Genomic DNA, 14,793 nt, shown 5'->3' on the forward strand with positions numbered 1-14,793 from the left:
GCTCAGCGTACCCGGCCACGTCGCCGCCGCCCCCGCGCCACCGGTGCTCGCGGTGGCGCCGGGACGGCGGGGAAGCACGATTCAGCCCTGGGTCGGGTCACCCGGCGTGTACGTGAGACGCACCACCTGACCGTCGGTGCCCGCGGCGCCGAGGTCCTTGCCGTTGACGAAGAGCTTGACGGCGCCCGCGTTGCCGACGACGAGCTTGATCTTCTTGTCGTCGGTGAAGGTCTGGGACTCGCCCTTCTTCAGCGACTTCTGGAAGAGCTGCTTGCCGTTGCCGTCACTGGCCTGGACCCAGCTCGTGCCGCTCTCGGCGCTGATCTTGACGGTGACCTTGCCGGGCGGGGCCGCGGCGATGGCGCTGTCGGTCGGGTCCGTCTTCGGATCGGCGCCGTTGCTCTGCGGCGACTGGGTGACGGCGGGCGCGCTGGTGGTCGCGGACGGGCTCGGGGAGTTCGCCGCGGTCTTGTCGCCGCCGCTGCCGCCGGTGAAGACCGTGAAGCCGACGAAGCCCACCACGGCGACGATCGCCGCGACCATGGCCGCCGTCCAGTTCGCCCGGCGCGGCTCCGACCTGATCTTCTGCGCCTCGTAGAGCGGCGCGACGGGAGCGGGTGCCTCCTCGCCGATGTGCTCGGCGACGTACTGCTCGACCAGCGGTTCGGGGTCGACGCCGACGGCGCGCGCCAGGGTCCGGATATGGCCGCGAGCGTAGACGTCGCCGCCGCACCGCGAGAAGTCGTCCTGTTCGATCGACTGCACGATCGGGACGCGCACCCGCGTGCTGGTGCTGACCTCGTCGATGGAGAGCCCCGCCGCGATACGGGCCTGGGCGAGGGCGTGACCGACCGAAGGCCGGTCTTCGGAGGGCGAGTTGCCGACGGACACGAGGGCGCCTTTCGAGGGTGCAGCCACCTGCTGGAAGTTCAGTCTAGGGGGGGTACGAAACACGTCGGCAACCGGACGATCACTTTTTGTCCGCCATCAGGATTGCCGTCGGGATCGCAGTCGGGGTTGCCACCGGGATCGCGGTCAGGATCACGGTCAAGATCGTCGCCGGAAGCCGACAGGTTCGCCCGTGTGCATCGATACGAGCCCCCCTGTATCAACTTGACGTGCGAACAGGAGAAACGGTTGCCCCAACACATTCCCCGAGTCCCGTGACTTACGCATTTCCGTGGGCCGTCCGGGCCCCGGTAGGTACAGGACCGGCCGTTCCCGCGCCCGACCGGCCGGCCCCCCAGCTCCGGACCGGCCGCTCCTACGCTCCCCCGCCGCGGATCTCGGTGAGGACGTCGTCCAGCTCGTCGGCCTTCACCATCACGTCGCGCGCTTTGGACCCCTCGCTGGGGCCGACGATGCCGCGCGACTCCATCAGGTCCATCAGCCTGCCCGCCTTGGCGAAACCGACCCGCAGCTTGCGCTGGAGCATCGACGTGGAGCCGAACTGGGTGGAAACCACCAGCTCCGCGGCCTGGCACAGCAGGTCCAGGTCGTCGCCGATCTCCTCGTCGATCTCCTTCTTCGGGCCGCTGCCGACCGTGACGTCTGAGCGGTAGCTGGGCATGAGCTGCGTCTTGCAGTGGTCGACGACCTTGGCGATCTCGTCCTCGGTGACGAAGGCGCCCTGCAGACGAATCGGCTTGTTCGCGCCCATCGGCAGGAAGAGCCCGTCGCCCTTGCCGATCAGCTTCTCCGCGCCGGGCTGGTCCAGGATGACGCGGCTGTCGGCGAGCGAGGACGTCGCGAAGGCGAGCCGGGACGGCACATTGGCCTTGATCAGACCGGTCACGACGTCGACGCTGGGCCGCTGGGTGGCCAGCACCAGGTGGATGCCCGCGGCGCGCGCGAGCTGCGTGATGCGGACGATGGAGTCCTCCACGTCCCGCGGCGCGACCATCATGAGGTCGGCCAGCTCGTCCACGATCACCAGCAGATACGGATACGGCGTCAGCTCGCGCTCGCTGCCCTCGGGCGTCTTGGCCTTGCCCGACCGCACGGCGGCGTTGAAGTCGTCGATGTGCCGGAAGCCGTACGCGGCGAGGTCGTCGTAGCGCAGGTCCATCTCGCGCACCACCCACTGGAGGGCTTCCGCGGCCCGCTTGGGGTTGGTGATGATCGGGGTGATCAGGTGCGGGATGCCCTCGTACGCGGTCAGCTCGACGCGCTTGGGGTCGACCAGCACCATCCGGACCTCGTCGGGGGTGGCGCGGGCCATCACCGAGGTGATCAGGCAGTTGATGCAGGAGGACTTGCCGGAGCCGGTGGCGCCCGCGACCAGGACGTGCGGCATCTTGGCGAGATTGGCCATCACGTAGCCGCCCTCGACGTCCTTGCCGAGCGCGACGGTCATGGGGTGGTCCTCGCCCGCGGCCTCCGCGGAGCGCAGTACGTCGCCGAGGTTGACCATCTCGCGGTCGCTGTTGGGGATCTCGATGCCGACCGCGGACTTGCCGGGGATCGGGCTGATGATCCGGATGTCGGGGCTGGCGACCGAGTAGGCGATGTTCTTGGCGAGCGCGGTGATCCGCTCGACCTTGACCGCGGGGCCCAGCTCCACCTCGTAGCGGGTGACCGTCGGGCCGCGGGTGAAGCCGGTGACGACCGCGTCGACCTTGAACTCCTTGAAGACCTGGCCGAGCGCCGCTACCACCGCGTCGTTGGCGGCGCTGCGGGTACGGCCGGGGCCGCCGCGCTCCAGCAGGTCCAGGGAGGGCAGCGCGTAGGTGATGTCGCCGGAGAGCTGGAGCTGTTCCGCGCGGGGCGGCAGCGGCGGTCCCGTGGTCTCGGGCGACTTCTTCGTGAGGTCCGGGACACCGCCCGACTCCACGGGGACACCGACCGGCTCCTCCGCAGTGTCCTCGGCGCGCGCGGCCGGCACCGGCTTCCTGATCCGGCTGGTGAGATCGGCGACCAGCGGGGAGGGCTGCACGCCGTGCAGCACCGCGCCGTCCAGCGCCGCGGCGGCAGCGGCGGCCACGTCCACCGCGTCCCTGCCGTCCTCGTCCCGGTCGCCGGGCAGCGCCTCGGAGCGGCGCCTGGGGCGGCGGCGCGGCTTGGGCTCGTCGGCACCTGGGTCGCCCCCGGCGGCCGACGCGACGGCGGAGCGCTCGTCGGGGTCGGTGTCGCTGTCGACGTCGTACGGCTCCGCGGCCGATTTGCCGAAGCGGATCGGCAGCCGCCGTACGGGCGACTCGTCGGCCGTGCGGGGGTCGTCCTCGTCCTCGAAGAAGTCCTCCAGCGGGACCGCCTCGGGGTCCGCGGGCGCCTCGTACAGGCCGAGCCGGGTGGCGGCCTGGCGCAGCCGCTGCGGGATCGCGTTGACCGGGGTGGCGGTGACCACGAGCAGGCCGAAGCCGGTGAAGAGCAGGAGCAGCGGGACGGCGAGCACCGAGCCGACGGTGTAGACGAGCGGAGAGGCGGCGGCCCAGCCGAGCAGGCCGCCGGCGTCGCGCATCGCGGTCGCGCCCTCGCCGCGGCCGGGGGCGCCGCAGGCCAGGTGGACCAGGCCGAGCGCGCCGATGACGAGGGCGGACAGGCCGATCACGATCCGGCCGTTGGCCTCCGGCTGTTCGGGGTGGCGCATCAGGCGTACGGCGACCGCGCCGAGCAGGAACGGCACGAGCAGGTCGAGGCGGCCGAAGGCGCCGGTGATCAGAACCTCGACGAGGTTGCCGACCGGGCCCTGGAGGTTGGACCAGGTGCCCGCGGCGACCACCAGGGTCAGGCCGAGCAGCAGCAGCGCCAGGCCGTCCTTGCGGTGCGCGGGGTCCAGGCCGCGCGCGCCGCGCCCTATGCCGCGGAAGACGGCGCCCACCGTGTGCGCCAGGCCGAGCCACAGGGCGCGCGCCATGCGGTAGAGCCCGCTGGTCGGCGACGGTGCGGGCCGGGGCGCGGGTCTGGCCGCCGCTGCCTTCTTGGCGGGCGGTCTCCCCGCGGCGCTCTTCGCGGCGGCGGGCTTCTTCGCCGCGGTCTTCTTGGCCGCAGGCTTCGCCGGGGCTTTTTTGGCGGTGCCGGACGTACGTGAGGCCATGGTGCCGAGGTTACCGCCCTTGTGATCGGGTGACACGCGTGCCTGAGAGTACGCCCGTTCGTGTCGTCCGGCCGGGGCCGGGGACTGACGCGGCGTCAAAAGCGGCGCGCGGCCTTCCCCGTACGGCTCACTCCTGATTCGGCAGCTTGACGACGCCGTTGCCTGTGCCGGGTTCGAGCGCGTCCAGGGCGCGCCGCAGGCCGGTCAGCTTGCGCTCCAGGTGGGCGGCGGTGGCGACGGCCGCGGCGTCCGCTGACTCGTCGAGCTGCTTGGTGAGCGCCTCGGCCTGCTCCTCGACGGCGGCCAGCCGCGCGGACAGTTCGGCGAGCAGCCCCGCGGGTTCGCCCGCGCCGCGTCCCCTGCCGTTGGCGCCCGCCGCGGACGGAACGCCCTGTTCCAACTGGAGCCGCAGCAGCGCCGCCTGCTCCCGGAGCTGGCAGTTCTTGGTGTAGAGGTCGACGAAGACCGACACCTTGGCGCGCAGCACCCACGGGTCGAACGGCTTGGAGATGTAGTCGACCGCGCCCGCCGCGTACCCCCGGAAGGTGTGGTGCGGGCCGTGGTTGATGGCGGTGAGGAAGATGATCGGGATGTCCCGGGTCCGCTCCCGCCGTTTGATGTGCGCAGCGGTCTCGAACCCGTCCATGCCCGGCATCTGGACATCGAGCAGGATCACCGCGAAATCATCGGTGAGCAGCGCTTTCAGCGCTTCCTCCCCGGACGATGCCCGTACCAGCGTCTGATCGAGCGCAGAGAGGATCGCCTCAAGCGCCAGCAGATTCTCCGGCCGGTCATCGACCAGGAGGATCTTGGCCTTCTGCACCATGGCCCGCCCTCCTCGCCCCGGCACTACACCGGTCGCCGCCCCCGGGGACGACTCCGTCATGCCGCCCGTCCTTGTGCCGGTCATGGTAGCCGCACCCCGCCGTTCGCCACACCCTGTCACCGCCAGGTCACTCAACACGTACCGCAAACGTAGGCGGAGACCAGAAGGTTCCCCTTAATCGGCGCCCTCACACCTCATCGGGCGCACGATCCCGAGCGCGGGCCCAGGGGATCGCCGGGCCCGCGCTCGGCCGTCACCTGGCGTGCATCCACTCCTCCATCAAGGTGAGCAGATGGTCGGTGTCGACCGGCTTGGTCACGTAGTCGGACGCCCCGGACTCGATGCTCTTCTCCCGGTCGCCCTTCATCGCCTTCGCGGTGAGCGCGATGATCGGCAGCCCGGCGAACTGCGGCATCTTGCGGATCGCCGTGGTCGTCGCGTAGCCGTCCATCTCCGGCATCATGATGTCCATCAGCACCACGGCGATGTCGTCGTGCTGCTCCAGGACCTCGATGCCCTCGCGGCCGTTCTCGGCGTACAGCACGGTCAGGCCGTGCTGTTCGAGGACGCTGGTGAGGGCGAAGACATTGCGGATGTCGTCGTCCACGATCAGCACCTTCTCGCCGCTGAAGCCGCCGGAGAAGCCGGTGTACGCGTCGGGGTGCCCCTCGTCGGGCCAGGTGTCCTCGGTGCCCGCTCCGCCCGGACCCCGTGACTGAGCGGAGCCGTTGGCCGAGCCGTTCGCGGACCCGCCGCGCGGACCCGACCCGTTCGAGGGCGCCGAGCCGTTGGACTGGCCGCCGCCTTCTGGCAGTTGCAGGGGCTGCGCGGAGCGGCGGCGCAGCCGGGCCAGGCTGCTGCCGGGACGCGCCCGGTCGCCGGCCGAGCCCTGCTCGAAGTCGCCGCCGTGGCCGCCCGCGGGCAGTTGCGGCACCGCCTGCGGGAAGTCGCCGAGCGACAGCGGCAGATACAGCGTGAAGGTCGAGCCGCGTCCTGGCTGGCTGTCGGCGTGGATCTCGCCGCCGAGCAGCCGGGCGATCTCACGGCTGATCGACAGACCGAGGCCCGTACCGCCGTACTTGCGGCTGGTGGTGCCGTCGGCCTGCTTGAACGCCTCGAAGATCACCCGCATCTTGCTGGCCGCGATGCCGATGCCCGTATCGGTCACGGAGAACGCGATCAGCGGCTGGTCGGGCTCACGCATCGTGCCCGCTTCCAGCAACTGCTCCTTGATCGACTGCGGCACCTCACTGCCCGCGGGCCTGATCACCAGCTCCACCGAGCCGCTGTCGGTGAACTTCACCGCGTTCGACAGCAGATTGCGCAGCACCTGGAGCAGCCGCTGCTCGTCGGTGTGCAGCGTGACCGGCAGTTCCGGCGAGACCCGGACGGAGAAGTCCAGGCCCTTCTCCGCGGTCAGCGGCCGGAAGGTGGCCTCCACGTAGTCCACGAGCTGCACCAGGGCGATACGGGTCGGCGAGACGTCCATCTTGCCGGCCTCGACCTTGGACAGGTCCAGGATGTCGTTGATGAGTTGGAGCAGGTCGGAACCGGCGCCGTGGATGGTCTCGGCGAACTCGACCTGCTTGGGCGAGAGGTTGCCGTCCGCGTTGTCGGCGAGCAGCTTCGCCAGGATGAGCAGCGAGTTGAGCGGGGTGCGCAGCTCGTGCGACATGTTGGCGAGGAATTCCGACTTGTAGCGCATCGAGACCGCAAGCTGTTCCGCGCGCTCCTCCAGCACCTGGCGGGCCTCTTCGATCTCGGTGTTCTTCACCTCGATGTCGCGGTTCTGCCGGGCCAGCAGCTCGGCCTTCTCCTCCAGCTCGCCGTTGGACAGCTCCAGGGCGGCCTGCCGGTTCTCCAGCTCCGCCGAGCGGTCCTGGAGCTGCTCCGTCAACTCCTGGGACTGCTTGAGCAGGCCCTCGGTCTTGGTGTTGACCGAGATGGTGTTGACGCTGATCGCGATGATGTCGGTGATCTGGTTGAGGAAATCCTTCTGGATCTGGGTGAACGGCTGGAACGCGGCCAGTTCGATGACCCCGAGCACCCGGCCCTCGAAGAGCACCGGCAGCACGATGACGTGCGACGGCGGCGCCTCGCCGAGCCCCGAGGTGATCTTCAGATAACCCGGCGGCACGTTCTCGATCAGGATGGAACGCTTCTCCACCGCGGCCTGGCCGATCAGCCCCTCCCCCGGCAGGAACACCGACGACATCGTCCGCTTGGAGAAGCCGTACGCGCCGATCAGCCGCAGTTCGTACTCCTCGCCGACCTCGTGGGTGTCCTGGGCGAGGAAGAAGGCGCCGTGCTGCGCGGAGACCACCGGCGTCAACTCGCTCATGATCAGCGCGGCCACGTCGCCGAGGTCGCGGCGGCCCTGCATCAGACCGGAGATCCGCGCCAGGTTGCCCTTGAGCCAGTCCTGCTCCTTGTTGGCGAGCGTGGTCTCGCGCAGGCGGACGATCATCGTGTTGATGTAGTCCTGGAGTTCCAGGATCTCGCCCGCCGCGTCCACGTCGATCCGCAGGTTGAGGTCGCCGCGGGTCACCGCGGTCGCGACCTGCGCGATGTTGCGGACCTGGCTGGTCAGGTTGTTGGCCATCAGGTTCACCGACTCGGTGAGGTCCTTCCAGATGCCCGAGACGTCGGGCACCCGCGCCTGACCGCCCAGGCGTCCTTCCGTACCCACCTCGCGGGCGACGCGGGTCACCTCGTCACCGAAGGCGGAGAGCTGGCCGACCATCGTGTTGATGGTCGTCTTCAGCTCCAGGATCTCCCCGCGCGCGTCCACGTCGATCTTCTTGGACAGGTCACCGCGGGCGACCGCCGTGGTCACCTGCGCGATCTGCCGCACCTGACCGGTCAGGTTGGACGCCATGCCGTTCACCGACTCGGTGAGGTCCTTCCAGGTGCCCGCCACGCCCGGCACCCGCGCCTGGCCGCCGAGGATGCCCTCGGTGCCCACCTCGCGGGCCACCCGCGTGACCTCGTCACCGAAGGCCGACAGCGTGTCCACCATCGTGTTGATGGTCTCGGCGAGCTGCGCGACCTCGCCGCGCGCCTCGACGGTGATCTTCTTCGTCAGGTCGCCGTTGGCCACGGCCGTGGCGACCGACGAGATCGAACGCACCTGGCTCGTCAGGTTGTTGGCCATCAGGTTGACGTTGTCGGTGAGGTCCTTCCAGATGCCCGACGCGTCACGGACCCGCGCCTGGCCGCCGAGCTGACCCTCCGTACCGACCTCGCGGGCCACTCGCGTGACCTCGTCACCGAACGCGGACAGCGTGTCCACCATCTGGTTCACGGTCGTCACCAGCGCCAGGATCTCGCCCTTGGCGTCGACGGTGATCTTCCGGGACAGGTCGCCCTGCGCCACCGCGTTGGTGACGTCGGCGATGTTACGGACCTGACTGGTCAGGTTGTTCGCCATGAAGTTGACGGACTGCGTGAGGTCCTTCCAGGTGCCGCTGACGCCCTGCACCTCGGCCTGCCCGCCCAGGATGCCCTCGGTGCCCACCTCACGGGCCACCCGGGTCACCTCCGCGCCGAACGCGGAAAGCTGGTCGACCATCGTGTTCAGGGTGTTCTTCAGCTCCAGGATCTCGCCCCGGGCGTCCACGTCGATCTTCTGCGACAGGTCACCGCGCGCCACAGCGGTGGCGACCTCGGCGATGTTGCGGACCTGGGCCGTCAGATTCCCCGCCATGCCGTTCACGGAGTCGGTCAGGTCGCGCCACACACCGGCGACGCCGGGCACCTGCGCCTGACCGCCGAGCCGCCCCTCCGTACCCACGTCACGGGCCACGCGGGTCACCTGCTCGGCGAACGACGAGAGCTGGTCGACCATCGTGTTGATGGTGTTCTTCAGCTCCAGGATCTCCCCGCGCGCGTCCACGTCGATCTTCTGCGACAGGTCACCGCGCGCCACAGCCGTCGTGACCTGCGCGATCTGCCGCACCTGGGACGTCAGATTGCCGGCCATGAAGTTGACGGAGTCCGTCAGGTCCTTCCAGGTGCCGGCCACACCGTCCACCCGCGCCTGACCGCCCAGCCGCCCCTCCGTACCCACGTCACGCGCCATCCGCGTCACCTGGGCGGCGAAGGACCCGAGCTGGTCGACCATCCGGTTCACGGTGTTCTTCAGCTCCAGCATCTCGCCGGAGACGTCCACCGTGACCTTCTGCGTCAGATCGCCGTTGGCGACCGCCGTCGTGACCTGCGCGATGTTACGGACCTGACCGGTCAGGTTCCGGAAGGCCGTGTTCACGGAGTCCGTGAGGTCCTTCCACGTACCCGCCGCGCCCGGCACCTGCGCCTGACCGCCCAGCACACCTTCGACGCCGACCTCGCGGGCCACCCGCGTCACCTCCGCGCCGAACGCGGAGAGCTGGTCGACCATCGTATTGACGGTGTTCTTCAGCTCCAGCATCTCGCCGGAGACGTCCACCGTGACCTTCTGGGACAGGTCGCCGTTGGCGACCGCCGTGGTCACCTGGGCGATGTCGCGGACCTGGCCGGTCAGATTGCGGAAGGCGGTGTTCACGGAGTCCGTGAGGTCCTTCCACGTACCCGCCGCGCCCGGCACCTGCGCCTGACCGCCCAGCAGACCCTCCGCTCCGACCTCACCGGCGACCCGCGTCACCTCGTCGGCGAACGTCCGCAGCGTCTCGGTCATCGCGTTGATCGTCTCGGCGAGCTGCGCGACCTCGCCGCGCGCGCCGATGGTGATCTTCTGCGACAGGTCGCCGTTGGCGACCGCCGTCGTCACCTGCGCGATGTCCCGCACCTGGGCCGTCAGATTCCCGGCCATCAGGTTCACGGAGTCCGTGAGGTCCTTCCACACACCGGCCATGCCCGGCACCTGGGCCTGGCCGCCCAGCTCGCCCTCGGTGCCCACCTCGCGGGCCACCCGGGTCACCTCGGAGGAGAACGAGGAGAGCTGGTCCACCATCGTGTTGACGGTGTTCTTCAGCTCCAGCATCTCGCCGGCCACGTGCACGGTGACCTTGCGGGACAGATCGCCCTTCAGGACCGCCTGCGTCACCAGCGCGATATCCCTGACCTGAGCGGTCAGCCGGTACGCCATCGTGTTGACCGAGTCCGTGAGGTCCTTCCAGGACCCCGCCATGCCCCGGACCTTCGCCTGCCCGCCCAGCTTGCCCTCGGTACCGACCTCGCTGGCCACCCGCGTCACCTCGTCGGTGAACGCGGAGAGCTGGTCCACCAGCCCGTTGACCGTCCGGCCGACCTTGAGGAATTCACCGCGCAGCGGGTGCGCCGACCCGTCCGCGTTCTGCGACCGCAGGTCCATCCGCTGTTCCAGGTCGCCCTCGGCCACCGCCGACAGCACCCGTCCGACCTCCGACACCGGCCGTACGAGATCGTCCACCAGCGCGTTGGACGCCTCGATCGCGGCGGCCCAGGCGCCCTCGCAGGCACCGGTCTCCAGCCGCTCTGTGAGTTTTCCCTCCCGGCCGACGACCCGCCGGACCCGGGCGAGCTCACCGGTAAGGTGCTGGTTACGGTCCGCGACCTCGTTGAAGACAGCGGAGATCTCCGCCATCACGCCGTCACCCGACACCGTCAGCCGCTTGCGGAAGTTCCCGTCCCGCATCGCGGCCAGCGCTCCGAGGAGCTTGACCAGCGCGGCCGAATCGACCTCTACGGTCCCACTGGCGCGGGATCGCCCGTTCTTCGTGCGCGTGCTCGTGCCCCGCGCCGATGCGCCAGACTCCACCGTGTCCCTCCTGGAGGGTCGACCGACCTGCAAAAGTGCAAGATTGCTGCCTTGAGAGCATGCCCAGTGTTTCACCATGCCCCCACCCGGCCATAACAGTTCGGCAGCAACGCGTATAACCCGTGGCACGTTCGGGGTGGAAACACCCGCAACCGGCGCACGCGGTGTCCGCGTGGGTAAGTAACCTGGCTCTTGTGTTGGCGGCGCCGCACCTTGCCAGGCGTACACCTCAGGGGGCCGCCGACGAGGACCGGGCAGGACGGCGGCGGCACGGGCGGCGGGACCGGTCAGCGGACCCGCCCACGGACGAGCAACGAGGAGACCGGTGATCACGGCGCGCGCTGCGGCCAGCTTCGAACCGGTGGGGCGGTCGGTCGCCGTCGCGCGTGCCTTCGTACGCGACACCCTGCACGGCTGGGGCTTCGCCGACGTCGTGGACGACGCGGTGGTGCTCACCAGCGAACTGGTGACCAACGCCGTCGTGCACGCGGGCACCGCCGCCGACGTGCAGTGTCTGCGGTACGAGACGGCCGTACGCGTCGAGGTCGCCGACCACTACCCCGACCGCGAGATCCCCATCCAGGGCAGAGGCCGCCAGTTCCGCGACCCCGACAACGAGGGCGGGCGCGGCCTGTTGCTGTGCGCCGCCCTGGCCAGCCGCTGGGGCGTGGAGTACACCGGCGCGGGCAAGCACGTCTGGTTCCAGCTCGACCTGCCCGAGCGCCCCGCGGGCACCCGCTCCGCGGGACCCGTACTGCCCGCAGCCGACCTCCCGCTCACCGACGAGAGCGTGCGCGTCGCCGTCGTCCAGGTCGACCGCATGGGCTCGATCACGCGCTGGAACGACGACGCGGCCGAGCTCTTCGGCCACCCCGCCGCCGACGTCGTCGGCAAACCGCTCGCCGACCTCACCGCCTGGCCGCAGACCCCCGGCACCGGCATCGGCCTCGCCGAGGCCCTGCTGCACTCCCGCTGGGAAGGCACCTACGGCCTGCGCGACGCCGACGGCCGCGTGCTGCCCGTCTACGGCTCCCACCTGCGGGTCCGCGACAGCGAGGGCGAGCCCTCCACCGTCATCCTGCTGGTGCGCGCCGATGAGCGCGCCGTACTCCAGACGCCGTCCCGCGGCTCCGGCAGCGCGGAATCCGGCCTCGGCCAGCGCGGCAAGACCACGGACGCCTTCGAGGTCTTCATCGGCTCCCCCGCCCCCGACGACCTCGACAGCCTCCTCCAGCGCACCGTCGAACGCGCCCGCGACATGCTCGACGGCGACGCCGCCTACCTGCTGCTCGCCACCGACGACGAGACCGAGCTGGAAGTACGCGCCTCCACCGGCCTGCCGTCCGCCCGCCAGCGCTTCGCGCGCGTCCCCGTCGAAGCGGGCACCGGACGCTACGGCAGCGCCCGTATGCCGGCCGTCCACGAGGACCTCACCGCGGTCCCCGGCGCCGTACCGCTGCTGTCCGGCACCGGCATGCGCTCGGTGGTCACCGTGCCGCTCAAGGTCGAGGGCCGGCTGACCGGGTCGCTGGGCGTCGCCGCCGAGGCGCCCGGCCGCTACAACAACCAGGAAGCGCTGCGGCTGCAATTCGCCGCCGACCGGATCGCGCTCGCCGTGGAGAGCGCCCGGCTGACCGAGCTGGAACGGCTGCGCCGCGGCTCGCTGTCCTTCCTCGTCGAAGCGTCCGACCTGCTCGCGGGCACGCTGGAACGCGACCAGACGCTGGCCCTCATGGCCCAGATGACGGTTCCGACGCTGGCGAGCTGGTGCGCGGTCTACACGATCGCCGAGCAGTCGGAGCCGGAGCTGGCCTTCGTCCTGCACGAGGACGAGGACCGCATCGACGGCATCAAGGCGCTGCTGTCCCAGGTACGGCCTCCGGAGCCCGACCCGACGCCCGGCGCCCGCATGTGGACCGCGCCCTCCGACGCGGCCCACTCCAGCGCCCTGCGGGCCTCCCTGCGCAGCCTGGGGGTCGGAGCGCGCTCCGCGCCCTCCTCGTCCACACCGAACGCCGCCACGCCCACCTCGGGCAAGGGCGGGCGCGCGCCGAGCGCCCCCGGTGTCGCGCTCGCCACCGCGGCGGCCGTCGGCGGCGAGACGGTCGTCCTGCCGCTGGTCGCCCGCAACCGGGTCATCGGCATGCTCACCCTCGGCAAGCCCGCCGACGAACGCTTCCGCCAGGAGATCCTCGAACTCGCCGAAGACCTCTCCCGCCGAGCGGCCCTCGCCCTGGACAACGCCCGCCTCTACAGCGAGCGCACCGCCATCAGCCAGGCCCTCCAGCGCAGCCTCCTGCCGCCGGAGCTGCCGCACATCCCCGGCGTCGAGGTCGAGGTCATCTACCGCGCCGCCGGCGAGGGCAACGAGGTCGGCGGCGACTTCTACGACCTCTTCCCGATCCGCGACGGCTGCTGGGGCTTCGCCATCGGCGACGTCTGCGGTACGGGCCCTGAGGCCGCCGCCGTCACCGGCCTCGCCCGCCACGCGCTGCGCCTGCTGGCCCGCGAGGGCTTCGGCGGCCCCGCCGTCCTCGAACGCCTCAACGCCGCCATCCTCGACGAGGGCGCCCGCAGCCGCTTCCTCACCCTCCTGTACGGCGAGTTGTGGCCGCAGCACGACGGCAGCGCCGTCCTGCGCATGGTCTGCGCCGGCCACCCGCTCCCGCTGCGCCTGCGCCCCGACGGCACCGTCGAACCCGCCGCCGACCCGCAGCCGCTGCTCGGCGTGATGGACGACCTCGAACTGTACGAGCAGACCGTCTCCCTCGACCCCGGCGACGTCCTGCTCTGCGTCACCGACGGCGTCACCGAGCGCCGCGAGGGCACCCGCATGCTCGGCGACGACGGTCTCGCCGACGTCCTGTCCACCTGTACGGGCCTGACCGCGGGCGCCGTGGCCGCCCGTATCCAACGGGCCGTGGAGCGCTTCGCCTCTGACGCGCCGTCCGACGACATGGCGATCCTGTCGATGCGGGTCCCGAAGAAGTCCGAGTAGCGCGGGGCGCGTCCTGGTGCGCGAGAACATGCGGAAGGCCCCCACCTGACGGTGGGGGCCTTCTGTGCCGAGCCCCAATACGGAATCGAACCGTAGACCTTCTCCTTACCATGGAGACGCTCTACCGACTGAGCTATTGGGGCGCGTCGATGGGAAGATCCTATCCCATGAACGCGGGTGCTTGAAGCACGCTCAGGGGACGTTCAGCGACGGTTCACAGCAGCCCGCCGAGTGCGTTGCAGGCGTCCGCGATGTGGGTCAACTCCCGCTGGGTGATGCCGGGGTGGACCGGCAGCGACAGGCTGTCCGCGGCCACCAGCTCGGTCTGCGGCAACAGGGCCCCCGACCGGTGCGCGGGCATCCGGTGCACCGGTACGGGCACGCTCACGGTCGCCCGCACGCCCCGTGCGGCCAGGGCCGCGGCGAAGGCGTCCCGGTCCGGCCGGCCGTTGCCGGGAATCCGCACCGCGTACTGCCGGTAGAGGTGGTGCGCCCCCGGCTCGGTGTACGGCACGACCACTCCCTTGAGCGCCGAGTCCAGGAACCGCGCGTGCGCCCGCCGCCGGGCGACGACTCCCGCGTCCTCCTCGACACCGTCCTCGGTGCCCTGCTCCACGAGCGCCAGACCACGGCGCGACGCCAGGTCGTTGAGCCGCGCCATCGGCGCGGGGTGCCCGAATACGTGGACGGGTACGATCGCGGCCGTCCGCGCCGTCACGCCCGCGGCGACCGCCTCGGGGGCCAGACAGAACGTCCGGGGGTCGATGTCCGCGAACACCGGTGTGGCGCCCGCGAGTCGGACGGCGTCGGCCGGCGCGCCCGGACCGAACGACGGGACGATGACCTCGTCCCCTGTCCCGATGCCCAATTCCTCGAGCGACGTGCGCAGCGCGGCGGCCGTCGCGTCCGAAGCGATCCTGTGCCGTCGTCCGGCAGTCGTCATCTGCTGCACGTCTCCACACCTCCGCCTGTCGGGAGGCCCAGAGTCTCGGGGCGACGTGAACAGAGGGTAACGGAAAACAGAAATGCCTTGGCCCCCGAGCGGAAGCTCGGGGGCCAAGGCATTGACAAAGATTGTTCGGCGGTGTCCTACTCTCCCACAGGGTCCCCCCTGCAGTACCATCGGCGCTGAAAGGCTTAGCTTCCGGGTTCGGAATGTAACCGGGCGTTTCCCTAACGCTATGACCACCGAAACA

6 protein-coding genes, 1 tRNA gene and 1 rRNA gene are annotated in these 14,793 nt (G+C 70.6%); 1 reads left to right on the forward strand and 7 read right to left on the reverse strand.

Features of this window, described 5'->3' with window-relative positions:
* Positions 1-81: 81 nt before the first annotated feature.
* From BGM09_RS36955 to BGM09_RS36970, 4 genes are all read right to left on the reverse strand, one after another.
* Positions 82-891 carry a RodZ domain-containing protein gene (locus BGM09_RS36955; RefSeq protein ID WP_188286150.1) on the reverse strand — a complete coding sequence of 270 codons (810 nt, stop codon included), beginning with the start codon at positions 889-891 and terminating at the stop codon, positions 82-84.
* 373 nt (positions 892-1,264) lie between these two features.
* Positions 1,265-4,036 (reverse strand): DNA translocase FtsK, encoded by a 2,772-nt coding sequence (locus tag BGM09_RS36960; RefSeq protein ID WP_188286138.1) that lies wholly within the window; start codon positions 4,034-4,036, stop codon positions 1,265-1,267.
* A gap of 127 nt (positions 4,037-4,163) precedes the next feature.
* The gene (locus tag BGM09_RS36965) at positions 4,164-4,862 is read right to left on the reverse strand and encodes a two-component system response regulator (protein WP_188286139.1); all 699 of its coding nucleotides are present in this window, start codon (positions 4,860-4,862) and stop codon (positions 4,164-4,166) included.
* A gap of 253 nt (positions 4,863-5,115) precedes the next feature.
* Complete coding sequence (locus BGM09_RS36970) at positions 5,116-10,599, reverse strand: HAMP domain-containing protein (protein WP_188286140.1); 5,484 nt, start codon at positions 10,597-10,599, stop codon at positions 5,116-5,118.
* Between the two features lie 325 nt (positions 10,600-10,924).
* Between BGM09_RS36970 and BGM09_RS36975 the strand changes: the two genes are divergently transcribed.
* Positions 10,925-13,597 (forward strand): SpoIIE family protein phosphatase, encoded by a 2,673-nt coding sequence (locus tag BGM09_RS36975; protein ID WP_188286141.1) that lies wholly within the window; start codon positions 10,925-10,927, stop codon positions 13,595-13,597.
* 70 nt (positions 13,598-13,667) lie between these two features.
* Here BGM09_RS36975 and BGM09_RS36980 read toward each other — a convergent pair.
* From BGM09_RS36980 to rrf, 3 genes are all read right to left on the reverse strand, one after another.
* Positions 13,668-13,740, reverse strand: a tRNA-Thr gene (locus tag BGM09_RS36980).
* 71 nt (positions 13,741-13,811) lie between these two features.
* Positions 13,812-14,540, reverse strand: coding sequence for a DegT/DnrJ/EryC1/StrS family aminotransferase (locus BGM09_RS36985; RefSeq protein ID WP_188286151.1), 729 nt, complete (start codon positions 14,538-14,540; stop codon positions 13,812-13,814).
* 133 nt (positions 14,541-14,673) lie between these two features.
* Positions 14,674-14,790, reverse strand: a 5S ribosomal RNA gene (gene rrf / locus BGM09_RS36990).
* Positions 14,791-14,793 lie beyond the last annotated feature (3 nt).

The organism is Streptomyces sp. CBMA29, assembly GCF_014596445.1.
Lineage (GTDB): Bacteria > Actinomycetota > Actinomycetes > Streptomycetales > Streptomycetaceae > Actinacidiphila.

Coding starts and splice junctions, on each gene's coding strand:
- BGM09_RS36960 (WP_188286138.1), bottom strand. CDS start 4,036: ATGGCCTCACGTACGTCCGGCACCGCCAAAAAAGCCCCGGCGAAGCCT.
- BGM09_RS36965 (WP_188286139.1), bottom strand. CDS start 4,862: ATGGTGCAGAAGGCCAAGATCCTCCTGGTCGATGACCGGCCGGAGAAT.
- BGM09_RS36985 (WP_188286151.1), bottom strand. CDS start 14,540: ATGACGACTGCCGGACGACGGCACAGGATCGCTTCGGACGCGACGGCC.